Here is an 18024-nt window from a genome sequence, read left to right on the forward strand (position 1 = left end):
CCTAGTTATTTGGAGCCGGGGGGCTAGGTAACTCAGCGGATTTTGCGGCGGTACTTGGCGATCGCTATTGCGTAGGAGATCAGCAGAATGCCAACTAGCCAGGCCAGCGCGATCCAAATGCCATTACCCACGGATTCTGAGGCAAACATGGCCCTGATGGTGTCCACGATCGAGGTCACCGGCTGGTTCTCGGCAAACCACGCAACGGGGCCTGGCATGGAACTGGTGGGTACAAAGGCGGAGGAAATAAACGGGAGGAAGATCAGGGGGTAGCTGAACGCGCTCGCCCCATCAACAGTCTTTGCCGAAAGGCCAGCGATCACCGCCACCCATGTAAGTGCCAGGGTAAAGAGAACCAGGATGCCAGTCACAGCTAGCCAAGCGCTAAGTGACGCGCTGGTTCGGAATCCCATCATGAGCGCAACACCAATAACGAGCGCAACGGAGACCATGTTCGCTGCCAGGGATGTCAACACGTGGGCCCAGAGAACACTCGATCGGGCAATTGGCATCGAGGCGAAACGATCAAAGATGCCACCCTGCATGTCCAAGAACAGCCGGTAGGCGGTATAGGCAACACCGGAGGCGATGGTGATCAATAGAATGCCCGGGAGCATGTAGTTCACATAGGATTCTCCGCTGCCGGTGTTGATGGCACCGCCAAAGACGTAAACGAACAACAGCATCAGGGCGATTGGCGTGACCGCGGTGGTGATGATGGTGTCGGGACTGCGCAGGATATGGCGCAGCGACCGTCCGGTGAGGACGCGGGTGTCTGACAGGACCTGGGTGCTCATCTCGATTCCTTTCCAGCTGGCACCGCGGTCGCGGCGTCGGTATTTTCGTCCGGTGCAGCAGCGGCGTCCTCGCCCACTAGGGTCAGGAAGACATCTTCAAGGGAGGGCTGTTTTTCGACGTACTCGACCTCCGCTGCTGGCAACAGTGCTTTGAGTTCCTTCAAGGTGCCGTTCTGGATGATCACGCCCTTGTGCAGGATCGCGATCCTGTCCGCCAAGGTCTCGGCCTCATCGAGGTACTGCGTGGTCAGCAGCACCGTGGTGCCAGAGTTGGCGAGGTCCTTGATGGTTTGCCACACCTCAAGACGAGCCTGCGGATCCAATCCGGTGGTCGGTTCGTCCAAGAAGATGATCGGCGGATTGCCAATCAGGCTCATCGAGATGTCCAACCTGCGGCGCATGCCACCGGAGTACGTTCCCGCTTTGCGATTCCCTGCCTCGGTGAGCGAGAACCGTGCCAAGAGCTCATCGGCGATGGTCCCTGGATGCTTGAGGTGGCGCAACTTGGCGATCAGCACCAGATTCTCCCTGCCGGTGAGCACTTCGTCCACTGCGGCGAATTGGCCGGTCAGACTGATCGACTCGCGCACGTCCTTCGGCTCGGTAGCAACATCAAACCCGTTGACAGTCGCGATGCCCGCGTCGGGAGAAAGTAGTGTCGAGAGGATCCTTACCAGCGTGGTCTTGCCGGCACCGTTTGAGCCAAGAAGCGCGAAGATACTTCCTGCCTGCACGTCGAAGTCGACACCCTGCAGCACGTGCAGATCCTTGAACGACTTCTCAATTCCCCGCACCTGAAGTGCGGGCCCAAATATTGGGGTGGTGTCCATGACTATTTCTCCGTTTCCGGTGGTTCTCTCAGGTTTCGTCGACTGACTTGTTGATGGCATCGTCCAGGCGCTTGCGCTCCTTGCTGATCCATTGGCCGTCGGAGTAGTTTGCAATGAAGGTTTCGGCGAATTCCACCGGGTCAGCCCCGACAATGTCGCGGATGGGCGTCTGGTCGGCGGCCGCGCCTTCGATGAGGTCGGCGAGGTCTTCCAGCATCTGCATCATAATGTCGCCGTTGACAACGGCTCCCGCGTACATGAAGTAACGCTCAATCCCGTCGATTGCCGTTCGGTAGCCCGTGGGGAGCTGTGCCTTGCGGGCCTTGTACTGCTTCCAGCGTTTCTTGTCTTCGAACGATCCGGTGACCTGTTCGATCCATTTTGGTGCCATGATTAGTCTCCTTGTTTTTGCTGATTGTCGATTTCCTGATGCAGCCTTTCGATGCGTTCGGTGAGGAATTTCCATGTTCCCCAGAACTCCTCGAGATACTCGATGCCCAGTGCATTGAGCGAATAGACCTTGCGTGGTGGTCCCTTTTCGGACGGGACCTTTTCGACGTCCACCAGGCCGCGTTTTTCGATCCTGATTAGTAGTGCGTAGACGGTTCCTTCGACAATGTCGGAGAATCCTTCTTCGCGCAGCCGGGCAGTTATTTCGTAACCGTAGGCTGGTCGTAGGGCCACGGTGGCGAGAACTATGCCCTCTAACGTGCCCTTGAGCATCTCGGTCATTTGCTTACTCATTGGACCCTCCCATCTACTACTCTGCATTACTGAGTACCACTAAATAGTATCACCGAGTACCGGGAGTGCAAGAGGTTAACAAAAGAACTTTTTTGTCGAATATAGATCGAAGAACTCAAACGCAGGAGGTAGCTCAGTTACCGATCCGTCAAGCAAGCTAGAGGTCGTCTCCCACTTCGTAGCCACGGATGGGAATGCGTGACATGAACCGGCGTCATACCGGGTTCGCACTGCCGCCTTACACAGCAAGGACCGCAGCACGAAGCCGTTCATTCGAACCGACACTGGGACACCCTCGTGCCCGATGGTTGTCGCAAGTATCCACGGGAATATCCCGCATAAAGTTCGGCGACGCTGCCCCGATCCGAAGACTCCACGTTAGGAAAAACAGCGGATCAAAGTTTACCGACGGACCGCCTAATCCCCCATGCGGCTTTCCCATTTCTCGTCGCTGGAAAGATACCCTGGCGTTCATGATTCATATGGCTTCATCCCAGGATCCCGCGGACCCTTTTACTTCCAGGCACAGAGAAGCCCAGCGGCTCCATAGATACCGCTGGGCTTCACTTTCACAGACCGCTTTGTCACACCAGCTGCCCGCCCCGACCTGGCGATCCTGATCCATTCGCCACGCACCAAGTACCGTCCGCGAGCACCAAGACCACATTCTGACTAATCAGAAGCGAATAATACTCCGCGCAATCGCTCCGGTTTCTTGGCGCTCGTAGGCCTCATTGATATCGTCCAGCTTGATTTCCTGAGCAATAAGGTCATCAAGGTTCAGTCTGCCCTGCAGGTAGAGCTCCGCGTAGTAGGGGATGTCCTTACGGATATTTGAGGAACCCATATAGATGCCGTGCAGCGAACGCTGCTTCACCAACAGATCCATCATGACGTTCAGTTCCAGCGGCTTACCCTGCGGGATACCGATGAAGTACACATCGCCTCCGGTACGCGTTACCTCGATGGCCTGACGCTGGGTAACGCCCAGCCCGATGGCTTCAAAGGAATGATGTACACCTCGACCGGTGATTTCAAGAACGCGGGCAGCGACATCCTCCTCGGCACCATTGATCACATGGGTGGCGCCGAATTTGTGGGCCAGCTCCAATTTCTCGGGCTGCAGATCAATCCCGATGATGGTGCGGGCGCCGGCGAGCCGGGCACCGGCCACGAGATTCAGGCCAATGCCACCAAGACCGACCACTGCGACACTTTGCCCCGGGGCCACCTTGGCCGAGTTCAACACCGCGCCCACGCCGGTGGCCGTCGCGCAGCCAAGCACCGCGGCCTGGGCGAACGGAATCTCGGCAGGGATCTTCACTAACTTGTTCTGGTGCAGCACGGTGTACTCGGCAAAACCCGCCACACCAAACGCCTCAATGCGTTCCCCGCTGCGGGTTAGCCGCGCGGGATCCTGAGGTGAGCGCATGACGGCACCCGGCTTCAAGCAGCGGAAGGTTGCACCATGAACACATTCCTCACACGTGCCGCAAAAGCTGATCTCGCTGCCGATCACGTGATCACCAACAGCAAAGTCTGTCGCATCGGGACCAAGGCCCACCACAACACCCGCCATTTCGTGCCCCACAACCATCGGCAACGGGCGGCCTCGATCCACCGAGGCAACAATCATGTCCGAGTGACACAGCCCAGCCGCCTCGACCTTGACCAAGACTTCAGCGCCGCGCGGTTCATCAAACTCCACGTTCTGGATTTCAAACCCTGCACCGATGGTATTGATGACTGCTGCCCGCATGCTGCTCCCCTTGTCCAGAAACCTATAAATAATGCATAATTTCAACTAGTATATTTTAAAAGGTGGCTTACGTCACCCCCAGCAGCAAATAAGTCTTGAAGGGATTCCCATGAAAGCCGCAGTAGTCTCCGAGGTCAAAGGCGCTTTTGAAGTGCTCGATATTTCCATCGACAACCCAGAACCGCAGGAAGTGCTCATCGACGTGCGCGCCAGCGGCCTCTGCCATTCGGACCTGCATGTGGCGAGCAACGACGTAGGATTCCCGATGCCCGCGGTCCTCGGTCACGAGGTTGCAGGAGTTGTCGCGGCGGTGGGCTCCGCGGTGACTCAGGTGAAGGTCGGTGACCACGTGGTCACCTCACCGGTCCACAGCTGTGGCACCTGCATCGGCTGCCGCACCGGCCGCCCCTACCAGTGCCGCGTCCCCTCCCACACCTCGCGCGCCCCGAGTTCCAAGCCACGGCTGAGCCTCGATGGTGCCCCGCTGACCCAATTCATTGGTGTCGGCGGATTCGCCGAGCAGGTACTTGTCCACCAGAACACCGTGGTGCCTGTCCCCCGCGAGATCCCGTTTGACCGCGCGGCACTACTGGGCTGCGGTGTGGTCACCGGAGCCGGAGCCGCCGTAAATACTGCACGCATCCGCCCAGGTGACACCGTTGCCGTCATCGGCGCCGGAGGCGTTGGCCTAAACGTGATTCAAGGTGCTCGGTTGGCAGGTGCCGCGCGCATCATCGCCATCGATTTGTCGCCCGCCAAACTTGAACTTGCCACGGTATTTGGTGCCACCGACGTGATCAACGGAGCCGACACCGATTCGGTGGCCGAGGTGCTGAAGCTTACCGGCGGTGGCGTCACTCATTCCTTTGAAGTCATCGGCCTGAAGCCGACCTCCGAGCAGGCAGTAGCCATGCTCGAGGTAGGCGGCACCGCCTACCTGATCGGCGTGCATCAGCCCGGATCCTCCATCAATATCACCCCGTTCGGCGACCTGATGGGCAAGCAGAAGGGCATCCGCGGTGTGGCTATGGGGTCAAGCAACATCGCCGTGGATATTCCCATGTACGCGAACCTCTACCTACAGGGGCGCTTCAAACTCGACGAGTTGGTCTCCGCCCATATTTCCTTGGACCAGATCGAAGAAGGTTACAACTCACTGCGTGGTGGCGCCGTCGCTCGCAACGTGATCACGAGCTTCTAGGCGCTAACTTCCACCCACAACAAAGGGAGCGGATCCGCCAGGATCCGCTCCCTTTGCTATGTGTGGCTTATCTAGAACGACGTAATAACCCCTCGGTCAACTCCACCACCGGAGGCCATCGCCGCAAAACCGTCGTTGATCTGATCCAGGGACAGCTCGTTGGCCACGAGTGCATCCAGCTCCAAGGTTCCAGAAAGGTACTGATCAACGTAGCGTGGCACATCGCGCTGAGGGGCCGAAGAGCCCATGTACAGCCCATGCAGTGAACGCTGTGGACCAATAACATCTGCCATCACGTCGATTTCCAACGTACTTCCGGGACGGTGCAATCCAATCAGGTACGCATGTCCACCGGTGCGTGTCATCCGCAACGCCTGCAAACTTGTGGCGGGGAAACCAATCATTTCAAAGGCATGATGGACTCCCCCACCACTGAGCTCCAGCACAGCATCGACGGGGTCCTGCGATGCTGCATTCACGGTATGGGTGGCGCCAAAGCGGCGGGCCAGTTCCAGCTTGTCCTCGGCCAGATCAACGGCGATGATGCGCTGCGCCCCGGCGATGCGGGCGGCATTAATTGCATTAAGCCCCACACCTCCGGCACCCAAAATCACCACGTTCTCACCCGGCGCGACCTTGGCACAGTTAAACACGGCGCCGGCGCCGGTCAGTGTTGAACAGGCCATCACTGCCGCCTGGGCGAAGGGAATTTCCGCCGGAATCTTCACGACCTGATTCTCGTGAACCAACGCCAGCTCGGCGAATCCGCCCAGACCGAACATCTGAGTTACCCCGGAGCCAGCCTGTTCAACGCGGGCAGGAGCGCTGGCAGTACGCAGCGTTTGGGCGCCTTGTTTGCAGCGGTGGCCAGCACCGGAAAGGCATTCGGAGCAACGTCCACAATATTGGATCAGCGTCGCCACCACGTGCTCCCCCACCGCCAACCCCGAAACCCGATCGCCAAGCTGACTGATGACCCCGGAAATCTCATGGCCAAGGAGCAGCGGGGCCGGAATACCCATATTGGTGGAGGCCAGATGGAGATCTGAGTGGCACAGTCCAACGGCCCGCACCTCGATGAGTACCTCGGCACCCAGTGGTGAATCAATCTCGATCCCCTCGATGGCAAATCTCCCATCAAAGTCGCGAACCACTGCCGCGCGTACGTTTTGTCGCCCCATACCTCTAGTCCTTGCGCAGCCGGTGCATGATGCGTGCCCGGGCATCGGCAAAGCGTGGGTCTGCCTTGGTGGCCAGCTGGTCACGGTCCTCGCCGAATCCGGTGATGATTTCATCAACCACGGTGGCCGGCTTTTCGGCGATCACTACGACCTTGTCCGCTAGGTAGAGCGCTTCATCGATATCGTGGGTGACCAGAAGGATCGTCACGCCCAACTCTTGCTTCAGCTTGATCACCAGGTCTTCAAGATCAAAGCGGGTCTGGGCGTCAACCGAAGCGAATGGCTCGTCCATTAGCAGCACCTTGGCGTTGTAGGCCAGTGCACGAGCAATGGCCACACGCTGCTGCATGCCACCTGACATCTCCCACGGGAACTTGTCTCCCTGGCCTTCGAGGCCCACGGCGGCGAGATTTTCATCTGCCACGCGGTTACGTTCAACCTTGCCCATGCCCTTGCCCTGTAGCGGGAAAGCCACGTTGTCACGCGTGGTCATCCACGGCATCAGGGATCGGCTGTAGTCCTGGAATACGACGGCTAGATCGGGGTGTGGCCCGCTGATCACGGTGCCGCTGACCTCAATGGTCCCGGCCTTGGGTCGCAACAAACCGGAAAGGCAGCGCAGCAAGGTGGTCTTACCAACACCGGAGGGTCCAACAATCGAGATGAATTCGCCGGAGGCCACATCCAGATTCAGGTCCTCAAGGATCTTGTTTTCCGAGGCACCGAATCCATAGCTCATGGACATGCCGCGAACCTTCATCAGTTGTGTGCCCGCTTCCGGCTGTGCGTCGGCTTGAAGTTGCATGGTCATGGCGTCTCCTTGGTCTTGTGGGGTGTGAAATGTGCTCATTGCCGGGCTCCTTACTGAGATCCGGAGGCGTGGTACCAGCGCAGCAGACGCCGTTCGGCCAGGACAAAGAGCAGTGAAATGACGTAGCCAATGACTCCGACCAACAGCGCACCTGCCCAGGTCTCGGGAACCTTAAAGGTTGCCGATGAATTCAGGATGTAGAAGCCCAGACCCTCGATCGAGGCGAACATTTCGGAAACCACCATGACGGTGATGCCGATGGGCAAGGCCACCCGAATGCCCGCCACAATCTGCGGCAGTGCTGCGGGCAGGACTACCTTCCGGAAGTGCAGTGAACGTGGGATGCGGTAGACCTTGGAGAACTTTCGGATGGTGGGTTCAACACCCAGCACACCGTCAATGGTGTTCAGCAGAATCGGCCACATGCAGGCGAAGGCGATGGTTCCCATTTTTGGCCCCTGGCCCATGCCAAAGACGCCGATGATCATCGGGACGAGGGCAGCCTGAGGAACCGAGCGGAAGAAGTGGATGATCGGATCGACGATGCGGCGCAGCCATCCCAGTTCTCCCAGCAGCAGACCAAGAATAATTCCCAGAGCCGCGGCGATCAGCAGACCAACAAAGAGGTTTGTCAGCGAGTAGATGGCTCCGGCGACGATCACGCCATTGGCTAGGTCACGGCCCAACGTGGTGAGGATCTGTTCAAGGGAAGGGATGAAGAAGTTGGTGCTGTTGGCCGAGAGGAACCACCAGGCCACGAGCACTACAACGATCAGCCAGGTGGCCCTCAGCAGGCTACGGCCAAAGCTGTCCCCGCTACGGGGCCGTGCCTTGCGCACGGTTCCGCGCCGGGTGGCGAGGATAGAGGTGGTACTAGTCATTTTCTTGCCTCTTCCAAATCAGCAGGCGGTTCTCAACTTGTTGCAGCGCGACGGCCAGGCACCAGCCAACAAGACCGGTGAAAATCAGGTAAGCGAAGGCCAAATCCCAGCGCTGGGCCTGCTGCATCAAGGTGATCTGTCGTCCGATGCCAGGGGCCTGACTGATGACCTCAACGCCCACTGCTACCAGCAGTGCGATCGAAGCGGAGATACGAACTCCGGTTGCGACGAACGGAAGCGCGGAGGGAAGCAACACTCGGCGGAACCGTAACAGCGCCGGAATCTTGAACACGGCGACGGTATCGGCCACCGCAGCTTCCTGGCGTCGCGCCCCGTAAATTGTCTGAACCAGTACCGGCCAAAGGCAGCTCAGGGAGACAACAACAATCTCCATGCGGGCGTTGGAGCCTAGGAGCATGATCACCACCGGCATCAAGGCCAGCACCGGGAAGGAACGTCCGAAGTCGATCAGGATTGATGTTGAGCGGTCAAGGAACTTGATCGATCCGATGATCAGGCCAAATAGCACCCCAATGATCGAAGCGATGGCCCATCCCGCCAGTGCGGTCAGTAATGTCCGGCTCAGGGCAGCCCAAAAGATGGAGCTGGTGAGGGCCTCACCGATACCGCTGAAAATCTGGATAACGCCCGGGAGCATCGACGGCATGGTGCCGCTGGCAATCAGCAGCGACCAGAGGCCCAACAGGATCGCGATCGCCGCGACCCGCTGGACCAATAGCCAACCCGGGGCGGTCGTGGTCTCTTTCATGGTCTACCTCAAGATCGTTGTGGACACCGCGTGCCGGCGCTGAAAAGAATTTCTCGTTTCGGCGCCGGCACGGGCTCTCCGGTGGGGTAAGTGCTTACTTGGCTGCTGCCGAATCGCGGCGCGGGGCCTTATCCCAGAGGACCTCATCTACGGTGATGGGCTTGGCCAGCAGGCCGAAGTGGACCATTGCGTCGATACCGTCTTGGGCTTCCTTGACGTTGAAGGTCACATCTGCAGGAACAAATTCCTTCGGTGCCTTAGCTATGTCGATCTGGTTCGCCGTGGCGTTGATCTTCTGGATAGCGGCAAGGTTTACCGGGTCCTGGTAGAAGGCCACCGCGTCGGTCATTGCCGCGGTGAATTTCTCGGCCGCCGGACCATTTTTTGCCAGCCAATCCGTTTTAGCCGTCCAGACGGTCACCGGCATGTTGCCCTGGTATTCGCGCACCGGGTTAGAGATGGAGACGAAGCCAGCATCAAGCATCTGGTGGTAGAAGGAGTCTGCGGGAACCACTGCATCGACGGTGCCCTGTTCAAGGGCTGCCTGCATGCCCGCATACGGAATTGCTACTTCCTTGACTTCGTCGAGCTTGATTCCTGCACCTTCCAGTGCCTGCAGAACGGGGATATCTCCACCGGATTTCACGCCGACAACACCGATGGTTTTTCCCTTAAGTGCGGCAAGATCGGTGATTCCCGACTTCTTAGTCACCAAGACGCCGGAGTTCTGCGCCTCGGCATCCACCATGCCGTTGGCGCCGATAACGCTGACCGGGACTCCCTGAGCCACAGACGTGGCCACGTTGATCCACGATCCGATGGCGATGTCTACATCACCGGAGACCACCTGGGCCAGCAGTGCGGCGGGGTCTGCCCCATTGACGATTTCAACGTCGAGTCCCTGCTTCTCGAACATTCCCTGTTCCTTGGCCACGTGGGCGGTTTCAAACTGGATTGGAGCCACGGCAACGCGCAGCTTCGTCACCCCGCCCTCGGCGGAGTTAGCGGCCCCGGCGGTGCTGTCACCACCGCAGGCGGTGAGGCTGAGAGCTGCCAGCGATGCAATGGCCAGACCGGAAGCGGCCCGAGTGAAGAGGGTACGTCGTTTGATGCCCACAGTAAGTCTCCTGAGTGAGATCTTGGCCAGAAATGGCCGGCGAGTGTTATTGCCCCGTCGAACCCTTGGGGCGGTGGGATGATCCCACGGTGACCGGAAATAAAAATGTATTCCTTGAGAGACAATATATCTTCACTATGATTTTGTGGCAAGGCTCACAGGGCAACAATCTCTCACAACCAGACCCGCGCCCAGCCTTTTGCCCCAAAAGCCCTAGGCTCACAACCGCCGCCAACGCGCGATCAACGGGCGGCCGCTAGGGGTGCAGCGGTCGCCACTCGCGCAAGGGGGGGGCCTCGCAACAGGGGGAAACTTACAATATATTCCTTGCGTAACAATATATCTTCAGTATGATTGTGTTGCAGAGCACATAGCTATCAAGAAGTAGTCGCTTTCCCCGAACAACCACCGGGCCGCCCCACGAAGCTAGGAACGCACGAGAATGACAATCACCGACACGCCTGCCAATCCGATCGCTGCCCGGCTGCTTGAACAGCTTTCCAGCACGGTGCTCCCACTGATCATCAATGGGGAACAGACTTCCGGCGGCGGCGAGCTGCTGACTGTCACAGATCCCTCGAGCGGCCAAACACTCACCACTAGCGCCTCGGCCACCGCCAAAGATGTTGATGCAGCAGTTGGCGCCGCACGAGCTGCCTTCGAAACCGGCCCGTGGTCAACAATGACACCCTCACAGCGCCAGCGCCTGCTGCACAAATTTGCCGACGCCCTCGAGGAAAATCTGGACGAACTGGCCACCCTCGAATCCTTGAACTGCGGAAAACCTTACGCCGTGGCCCGAAACTTTGAGCTGCCCACCGGCATCGATATTCTGCGCTACCACGCGGGCTGGGCGACGAAGCTCAACGGTGAAACTCGCGACATTTCCCTTCCCGGCCAGTGGCACGCCTACACCTTGCGTCAGGCGCTGGGCGTTGCTGGCCTCATTGTTCCTTGGAACGTACCCTTCACCATTGCCCTCTCGAAGATCGCCCCGGCGCTGGCGTCGGGCTGCACCGTGGTACTGAAGCCGGCCGAGCTCACCCCGCTGACGGCCGTTCGCGTTGCTCAGATCGCCCTGGAAGTTGGCATTCCTGCCGGCGTGCTTAACGTCGTTCAGGGCCTGGGCCCGGTTGCAGGTCAGGCCTTGGCCGATCACCCGGATGTAGACAAGGTTTCATTCACCGGCTCAACCGCCGTGGGTAAACGTCTGCTGGCCTCCGCCGCCGGGAATCTCAAGAAGTTGAGCCTCGAACTTGGCGGTAAGTCCCCGGTCGTGATCTACCCGGATGCAGATATGGCTAAGGCCATTCCCGGTGCCGCCATGAGCATCTTCGCCAACTCCGGTCAGGTGTGCGCCGCAGGTTCACGGCTCTACGTCCATGAGGACGTCGCCGAGGAGGTCATCGCTGGCATCTCCAAGTTCGCTGAATCAATGAATGTTGGGGCAGGACTGAATCCCTCCACCCAGCTCGGCCCCCTCATCTCCGAAGTACAGCGCGAACGCGTGCTCGGCTACATCGCGGCGGGAATTGCCGATGGTGCCGAACTAGTCACCGGTGGCGTCAAGGCCGCCGGCGATGGCTTCTTCGTGGCACCAACCGTACTGCGCAACGTCTCCGCCGACATGTCAATCGTGCGTGAAGAGATCTTCGGCCCGGTACTTTCGGTGAGCACCTTTAGCGACGAAGATTCACTCGCCGAGGTATTGCGTCGTGCCAACGACAGCGACTATGGACTGAACTCCATCATCTTCACTCAGGACATCTCCCGCGCGCTACTCTTTGCCAAGCGTATTCAGGCCGGCAACGTTCGGGTGAACACCGGCGCGGGAATGGATGCCAACATGCCATTCGGTGGCTTTAAGCAGTCCGGCTGGGGACATGAAAATGGTCGCGAAGGCATCGAGGCCTACACCTCCATCAAATCGGTGACCGTCAAACTCGATTAATAGTTCTCCCCACGCCGGGTTGTTCCTCGCCTCAGTTCGCCACCGAGGCGAGGAACAACCCGGCTTTTGTTTACCTCGGAAACCCAGCGATGGTTAATAAGTGAGCGGATCACGGAGCTCGCGGTACTGTGAAACGACAGTGCACTACCGCGCCTCACCGATTGAGAGATTTCGTGTCCAAGAAGAAAAAGCCATCGACCACCGCAAAGTCGAAGGCTGGTCATCCGGCACGAAGTGCGGCGTCGGCAAAGATCGTGAGCATCGATGAATTTCGGGCACGCGCCGCGGGTGATGATCTCTCGCCGCGCTTCATGAAGTGGCTGCGGATCAACGCACCGTTGCTGGCCAACGAAAAGACCCTGCCCATCTTGCAGTCCTACCTCGAGCTGTACTCACAGGAGGTGGGCAATCAGGACTTCACCATCCAGCAATGGCCTTCGATGAAAAGCGCCATCTTGCGTTATGCCGCTGAAGTTGAGGATCGGGAATTCGATCACACCCTGCAGATCGTCATGGGTTATCTACTCTTCCTGGGCGACAGCGGCCTCTGGAGCGGAAGCGACGAGCAGTTTGATCAGGCCCAAGAATTGGTGTTGGAGATCTTGGACGCACAGTCGGATCAGGATTTTGACGAGGGCATTTTTGAGGTGCCGGCGTTGACGTTCGACCAAAAGCGTGAGGCTTTGCTCGCCCTGCCCTTGGCCAAACACCTTCAAACATTCCTGGCCTGGTTTGGCGCCACCCGCGACATCACTTCCACCGGCATACTGACCCGCAAGGACATTGAGGGCGCTGCAGCAGCACTTGGTATCAGCGCAATCGGCGTCAATTCCGCGCCCTCGCTCGTTGCGCCAGAGGCTGGCGAACCTGTGCGGGTCACCAGTGCCAAGGACCTCCCCCGCCTGCATATGTTCTGGGACGCCCTGATCCAGGTGGGGATCATCAGCCTGAGCGCCAAGCGTGCCAGCGTCAACGATCTATTTGAGAACGACCCCCAGATCGATACTGATCAGCAGTGGATGCATCTGACCAAGGACATGGCGCTGGCCATCTACGAGGGGCTCATCGAGGTCGAATTCGAGGATGAAGACGACGAAGATCTTTCGGAGGAAGAATTCGAAGATCACGACGTGGTGGGTATGTGGATGAGCACCCTGCTGCTGGAAGCCGGGATGGACGAGGGGTACCCCGCCGATTCGCTGGAGAATGCTTTGTCAACCCTCGAAGGCAGCGATCAGAAAGACTTGCTGGTGGCCCGGGAGCTGTTGCACACCCTAGCGCAGGAAGGCCTCATTGAGACGGGCGCGCACTATCGGATTCCGCCGGTGTTGAAGAAGATCATTGCCCACCTCATCGCCGAACCGTCCAGCCTCGAAGTTGATTACGAGGACGAGTTGGATGAAGACCTCGGATACCTCGGCTCCACGAGTTAGAACGCGTCCCTGACAATAAATTAAAGAGCTTCGGATCCCCACACCACGAGGTGGGGATCCGAAGCTCTTCGTGGTTCTGGAACGGTTACGCTTCGACTCGCGTGCCGGCGTCCACCGCGGTGACAAGATCGTGAAGCTCGGGAACCTTTGCGGCATTTTCCAACGCTTGGCGTAGCACTGCATCATGCGTCGGATGTGCCTCGGCGAGCAGGGCTTCCCCCGCGGCGGTGAGCTCCGTATAGATCCCGCGTCGGTCATCCATACACAGGATGCGGGTCAGTAGCGCCCGGTCTTCGAGCCGGGTCACCAAGCGTGTGGTGGCACTGCTCGACAGGGCGCCGGCACGCGCCAACTGCGCCATGCGCATGTGCCATCCATCCTGGCGACTGAGGGCATCAAGCACGGTGAACTCAACTACCGACAGCCCATGCTGAGCCTGCAGTGCGCGTTCGAGTTCGCCCTCAATCAGATTGTGCAGCGCGGCCAGTGTGCGCCATCCCTGCGCGCGGATCTGCACGGCATCGTCCTTGATCCCCATGGTGATACTCCTCCGTTTTGGTAGTCCCAGCATAGCACCTTGCGCCGATATAGCGCGTGTGCAATCATTGCGTAAGCAACTAATGCACACGCAACGAATTGCTGCCAAGGAATCCTGAGGCAGCAAATTTCAACCCTCACACAACGAAGGTTCACCATGCCAGCAGCACTTTACGCCCTCGCCCTGGGCGGATTCGGAATCGGTCTCACCGAATTCGTCATCATGGGCCTCCTCCCCGAGGTAGCCGCCGATTTCGGGGTTTCCGAAACCGTTGCCGGGTACCTCATCTCCGGTTATGCCATCGCGGTGGCCATCGGCGCCATCATCTTCACCGCCGTGCTCAGCCGGCTCGACCGCAAGAAGTCACTGCTGTTCTTGATGGTGCTCTTCATCATCGGGAACCTGCTCAGCGCGACCGGCCCCAGTTATGAACTGGTCATGGTGGGACGCATCGTCGCCGCCCTCTGCCACGGGGCCTTCTTCGGCATCGGATCGGTGGTTGCCGCAGACCTCGTCGCTCCCAACAAGCGTGCCGGGGCCATTGCCTTTATGTTTGCCGGGCTGACCATCGCCAATGTATTGGGTGTTCCCTTCGGAACCCTGCTGGGCCAGGCCACCGGCTGGCGCTCAACCTTCTGGGCCATCACCGCCATCGGCGTCATTGCCTTCATCGGCATCCTGGTGATGGTTCCGAACAACCTGCCCCGCTCCGCCAGCAAGGGAATCCTCTCCGAGTTCGGCATCTTCACCAACCCCCAGGTCTGGCTCTCGATGTTCATCACCATCCTGGGTTACGGCGGCATGTTTGGTGCCTTCACCTACATCGCTTTCACCCTGACCGGAATCAGCGGCTTTGCCTCCAGCACCGTTCCCTGGTTGCTAGTGCTTTTCGGTGTCGGACTCTTCGCAGGCAACATCGTCGGTGGCAAGGCAGCAGATAAGAACCTGCCCAAAACTCTCATCACGCTGCTGATCATCCTCACGCTGATCCTCGTGGGCTTCGCACTGACCGCCAGCAACCAGATCGCCACCATCGCGGCACTGGTCCTGATGGGTGGATTTGGATTTGCCACGGTTCCCGGCATGCAAATGCGCATCATGAACCACGCCGATCACGCCCCCACCCTCGCCTCGGGCGCCAACATTGCTGCCTTTAATATTGGCAACGCACTTGGTGCCTGGATCGGTGGACTGACCATCGCCGCCGGCCTGGGTTACACCTCCCCCTTGTGGGCAGGAGCGGTGATCACCCTCGCCGGGTTGGCCGTTTTGCTCATCGCCACCCGCGTCCGCGGCGGCGAATACGCGACGGTCAGCACCAAAACCCTCGCCCCTCTCGGCACCCACTAACCACCTAACCACCTAACAACCAAGGAGATTTATCCTCATGAGCACAGCAACCAACACCATCCCCACCATCACCCTCAACGACTCAAACACCATGCCGCGTTTGGGCTACGGCGTTTTCCAGGTTCCGGATGCCCAGACCACCGCGGCCGTTGAAACGGCACTGGAGACCGGCTACCGCAGCATCGATACCGCCGCCATCTACGGCAACGAGGCAGGGGTCGGACGAGCCCTGGCCAGCTCCGGGATCAAGCGTGAGGAACTCTTTGTCACCACCAAACTGTGGATCGCCGATCTGGGCCGGACCTCGGTCCACGACGCCATGAATGCCAGTCTGGAGAAGCTGGGTCTGGATCATGTAGATCTCTACCTGATCCACTGGCCGGGTACCGATACCGCTGCCTACCTCGAGTCCTGGCAGGCACTGGAAGAACTTCGCTCCGCGGGCCTGACCCGCTCCATCGGAGTCTCAAACTTCCTGCCAGCACAGCTGGAAAACATCATCGGACTTGGCGGTGCCATCCCCGCGGTCAACCAGGTGGAGCTGCACCCGTTCCTGCAGAACCGCGAAACCACCGCGGTGAACCGCGCCCACGGCATCACCACCGAGGCCTGGAGCCCGCTGGCTCAGGGTGCGGTCTTGAATGATCCGGCCGTGCTGGCCGCGGCCGAGGCCCATGGCGTCACCCCGGCACAGGTGGTCCTTCGCTGGCACCTGCAGCAGGGCAACGTGGTGATCCCGAAGTCCGTCACCGCCTCACGCATGGCATCCAATCTGGATGTCTTCGGGTTCGACCTGGACGCCGGCCAGATCGCGGCACTGGATCTGCTCGAGCGCGACGGACGCACCGGACCGTTCCCGGGTACGTTCAACGGCTAAAACCTTTCCCTCGCCTGTTGGCGGGGAAGGACCACGGGTCGTTTCCCGCTAAGAGGCTCCGTACGCCGGACACAACTAAGCCACCGCAGTTAACACGTTGGGACGCGTGTTAACTGCGGTGGCTTTAGTGTTCGGGAGTTACCCGGTGACAGTGGTGAAGCTAGACGTTAACAACGTCCTTCTTTTCGTCGTCCAGGTCCTTGCGTTCCTGCACAGTTGCTTCAGCATTCTGCGTCTGAACTGCGCCCTTCCAGGCATGGCCCTGTTCGTCATCCAGGTGCGTGGTCGTCTTGTTCTTCAGCGCGAAGATGTAGACCAGCAGCGAAATGCCGATGGCGACGGTGACGTAGGTGAAGAACAAATCAATGCGATCGGCCTTCTGCAGTGCCGCACCGATCAGCGGGACGGTTCCGCCGAAGAGCGAGTTCGCGATGGCATAGCCCAGGCCCACGCCCAAGGCACGGATGGAGGCCGGGAACAGTTCCGACTTCACCAGGGCATTGATCGAGGTGTAACCACCAACGATGACCAGACCACCCATCATCAGCACGAAGGCCAATACCGGGTTCTGCGTCTTGGCCAGCAGCGACAGCAACGGCCAGGTGAACAAGACCCCGGTGATGCCGAACCAGAGCAGCAACGGCTTGCGCCCGACCTTGTCGGAGATGATGCCGTAAACCGGCTGCAGCAGCATGAAGATGAACAGCGCCCAGAAGTTGATGACCGAGGTCTGGGTCTTTTCGATGCCCGAGGTATCGTTCATGAACTTCAGAATGAAGTTGGTGTACGTGTAGAAGGCCACGGTGCCGCCCAGGGTGATGCCGATGCAGATCAGCAGCGGCCTCCAGTACTGGGTGAACAGCAGCTTCATGGTGCCCGGCTGAGCTTCGCCCGCGACGGCAGGCTTCTTGGCCGCCGCAACCTGCTCGGCGGAGAGGGTTTCTTCCATGGTGCGGCGCAGCCACATGACCACCAGGGCCGCGACGCCGCCGATGGCAAACGGAATACGCCAGCCCCACGCGGTCAGCGTTTCGTGGCTCATGGTGTTCTGCAGGATGACCAGCACCAGCAGGGCCAGCATCTGGCCGCCGATCAGGGTCACATACTGGAAGGAGGAGAAGAAGCCGCGACGCTTGGAGGTCGCCGCCTCTGACATGTAGGTGGCGCTGGTGCCGTATTCGCCGCCCACGGAGAAGCCCTGCAACAGGCGAACGAAGACCAACAGCACCATGGCCCACATGCCGATGGCTTCCTGGGTCGGCAGCAACGCAATGGCGAAGGAACCGGCGCTCATCATGGTCACCGAGAGCGTCAGCGCGGCCTTGCGGCCGTGGCGGTCAGCATAGCGTCCGAAGAACCAGGCACCCACGGGGCGCATCAGGAACGAGGTCGCGAATACGGCCATGGCTTCGAGCCCGGCTTGCAGCTCATTGGTCGAGTTGAAGAAGTGCGACTGGAAGTACGCGGCAAAGACCGTGTACACGTAGAGGTCAAACCACTCCACGAGGTTTCCTGCCGAGCCCTTGAGGATGTTACTCACGGCGCGACGAGTCGCGGCGGCCTCTACGGGGTTTTTAACGCGAGCGCCAGGACGCGGCGCCTTCTTCATGTTATCCACGGCAGCTTGGCCCATGGGGTGTTCCTCCTCCTACGTTGGCGGCTCCCATATACGACTGGGGCCTCAACCAAGGTAATCGTGAGACACGTTACAACCAACGTGGGAAGCAATTCCTAACACTTCCTTAGGATTGCTCCCGAGGCTTTCCCCGAGATTCCGGGACCTAG

The 18024-nt window shown here is 59.3% G+C and carries 17 protein-coding genes; 5 read left to right on the top strand and 12 right to left on the bottom strand.

The genetic code is table 11. The features are described 5' to 3' along the window. Nucleotides 1–32: 32 nt before the first annotated feature. The 5 genes from HED64_RS03105 to HED64_RS03125 all read right to left on the bottom strand — a co-directional run bounded on the left by HED64_RS03105 (nt 33) and on the right by HED64_RS03125 (nt 4130). Entirely contained in the window at nt 33–797 is a 765-nt protein-coding gene (locus tag HED64_RS03105) for an ABC transporter permease (RefSeq protein ID WP_168150616.1), read from the bottom strand. After that, nucleotides 794–1627 carry an ABC transporter ATP-binding protein gene (locus HED64_RS03110; RefSeq protein ID WP_210149169.1) on the bottom strand — a complete coding sequence of 278 codons (834 nt, stop codon included), beginning with the start codon at nt 1625–1627 and terminating at the stop codon, nt 794–796. Before HED64_RS03110 ends, HED64_RS03105 begins: the two co-directional genes overlap by 4 nt. Nucleotides 1628–1655: 28 nt before the next feature. Then, complete coding sequence (locus HED64_RS03115) at nt 1656–2018, bottom strand: DUF1048 domain-containing protein (RefSeq protein WP_168150617.1); 363 nt, start codon at nt 2016–2018, stop codon at nt 1656–1658. Nucleotides 2019–2020: 2 nt separating this feature from the next. Further along, nucleotides 2021–2371, bottom strand: a complete 351-nt coding sequence (locus HED64_RS03120; protein WP_168150618.1) for a PadR family transcriptional regulator — start codon at nt 2369–2371, stop codon at nt 2021–2023. A 676-nt stretch (nt 2372–3047) separates the two neighbouring features. Further along, nucleotides 3048–4130: a zinc-binding dehydrogenase gene (locus tag HED64_RS03125; RefSeq protein ID WP_168150619.1), complete on the bottom strand. Its 1083-nt coding sequence runs from the start codon at nt 4128–4130 to the stop codon at nt 3048–3050. 109 nt (nt 4131–4239) lie between these two features. Between HED64_RS03125 and HED64_RS03130 the strand changes: the two genes are divergently transcribed. Further along, complete coding sequence (locus tag HED64_RS03130; RefSeq protein WP_168150620.1) at nt 4240–5331, top strand: Zn-dependent alcohol dehydrogenase; 1092 nt, start codon at nt 4240–4242, stop codon at nt 5329–5331. Between the two features lie 71 nt (nt 5332–5402). Here the strand turns inward: HED64_RS03130 and HED64_RS03135 are convergent, their stop codons facing one another. The 5 genes from HED64_RS03135 to HED64_RS03155 all read right to left on the bottom strand — a co-directional run bounded on the left by HED64_RS03135 (nt 5403) and on the right by HED64_RS03155 (nt 10090). Then, a complete protein-coding gene (locus tag HED64_RS03135) occupies nt 5403–6512 on the bottom strand; it encodes a zinc-binding dehydrogenase (protein WP_168150621.1) in 1110 nt (369 codons plus the stop codon). 4 nt (nt 6513–6516) lie between these two features. Beyond that, nucleotides 6517–7362 (bottom strand): ABC transporter ATP-binding protein, encoded by an 846-nt coding sequence (locus tag HED64_RS03140; RefSeq protein WP_245325611.1) that lies wholly within the window; start codon nt 7360–7362, stop codon nt 6517–6519. An 11-nt stretch (nt 7363–7373) separates the two neighbouring features. Then, nucleotides 7374–8204: an ABC transporter permease gene (locus HED64_RS03145; protein WP_168150622.1), complete on the bottom strand. Its 831-nt coding sequence runs from the start codon at nt 8202–8204 to the stop codon at nt 7374–7376. Then, complete coding sequence (locus HED64_RS03150) at nt 8197–8973, bottom strand: ABC transporter permease (protein WP_168150623.1); 777 nt, start codon at nt 8971–8973, stop codon at nt 8197–8199. Before HED64_RS03150 ends, HED64_RS03145 begins: the two co-directional genes overlap by 8 nt. 94 nt (nt 8974–9067) lie before the next feature. Then, a complete protein-coding gene (locus tag HED64_RS03155) occupies nt 9068–10090 on the bottom strand; it encodes an ABC transporter substrate-binding protein (RefSeq protein ID WP_168150624.1) in 1023 nt (340 codons plus the stop codon). A gap of 442 nt (nt 10091–10532) precedes the next feature. Between HED64_RS03155 and HED64_RS03160 the strand changes: the two genes are divergently transcribed. Both HED64_RS03160 and HED64_RS03165 read left to right on the top strand, forming a co-directional pair. Then, a complete protein-coding gene (locus tag HED64_RS03160; protein WP_168150625.1) occupies nt 10533–12041 on the top strand; it encodes an aldehyde dehydrogenase family protein in 1509 nt (502 codons plus the stop codon). A 173-nt stretch (nt 12042–12214) separates the two neighbouring features. After that, the gene (locus tag HED64_RS03165) at nt 12215–13474 is read left to right on the top strand and encodes a hypothetical protein (RefSeq protein ID WP_168150626.1); all 1260 of its coding nucleotides are present in this window, start codon (nt 12215–12217) and stop codon (nt 13472–13474) included. 85 nt (nt 13475–13559) lie between these two features. On the opposite strand, the gene HED64_RS03170 is transcribed toward HED64_RS03165, so the two are convergent. After that, the gene (locus HED64_RS03170; protein ID WP_168150627.1) at nt 13560–14012 is read right to left on the bottom strand and encodes a MarR family winged helix-turn-helix transcriptional regulator; all 453 of its coding nucleotides are present in this window, start codon (nt 14010–14012) and stop codon (nt 13560–13562) included. Between the two features lie 156 nt (nt 14013–14168). Here HED64_RS03170 and HED64_RS03175 point away from each other — a divergent pair, with 156 nt between their 5' ends. Together HED64_RS03175 and HED64_RS03180 are read left to right on the top strand one after the other, a co-directional pair. Continuing rightward, on the top strand, nt 14169–15362 hold the full coding sequence (locus HED64_RS03175; RefSeq protein ID WP_168150628.1) for an MFS transporter: 1194 nt from the start codon (nt 14169–14171) through the stop codon (nt 15360–15362). Between the two features lie 37 nt (nt 15363–15399). Further along, on the top strand, nt 15400–16239 hold the full coding sequence (locus HED64_RS03180) for an aldo/keto reductase (protein WP_168150629.1): 840 nt from the start codon (nt 15400–15402) through the stop codon (nt 16237–16239). A gap of 160 nt (nt 16240–16399) precedes the next feature. Here HED64_RS03180 and HED64_RS03185 read toward each other — a convergent pair whose 3' ends face one another. Beyond that, the gene (locus tag HED64_RS03185; RefSeq protein WP_168151114.1) at nt 16400–17848 is read right to left on the bottom strand and encodes an MFS transporter; all 1449 of its coding nucleotides are present in this window, start codon (nt 17846–17848) and stop codon (nt 16400–16402) included. Nucleotides 17849–18024: the final 176 nt, after the last annotated feature.

It is taken from the genome of Paeniglutamicibacter terrestris, assembly GCF_012271785.1.
In the GTDB taxonomy this organism is placed as follows: domain Bacteria; phylum Actinomycetota; class Actinomycetes; order Actinomycetales; family Micrococcaceae; genus Paeniglutamicibacter; species Paeniglutamicibacter terrestris.